Source organism: Vibrio sp. S9_S30 (genome assembly GCF_014694455.1).
Classification (GTDB): domain Bacteria; phylum Pseudomonadota; class Gammaproteobacteria; order Enterobacterales; family Vibrionaceae; genus Vibrio.
The window spans coordinates 1-214 of sequence record NZ_JAAUWT010000243.1 but is presented as its reverse complement, the minus strand read 5'-3'; the positions used below and the strand labels follow the sequence as shown (position 1 = coordinate 214).

The following is a 214-nucleotide window of genomic DNA, read 5'->3' as shown; positions in this document are numbered from 1 at the left end:
TGATCAACCAAGCCGAAAGCGGCGAGACCATCGCGGTGAGCGGTACGGCGACAGGTGGCGATATCGCAGAAGGCGATAAAGTGACCATGACCATCAATGGTAAGGCTTACGAAACCACGGTAGATGCTGATGGCAACTGGACAGTGGATGTGGCGGGCAGCGACCTGGCAGCGGACACCGAGTTCACGGTGAGCGTGGCGTCAACGGATGAGGC

1 protein-coding gene is annotated in these 214 nt (G+C 58.9%); it reads left to right on the top strand.

The genetic code is table 11. From position 1 onward, the window contains the following. Positions 1-2: 2 nt before the first annotated feature. A partial coding sequence (locus HC752_RS24635) for an Ig-like domain-containing protein (protein WP_342029506.1) occupies positions 3-214 on the top strand: 212 nt, incomplete at its 3' end.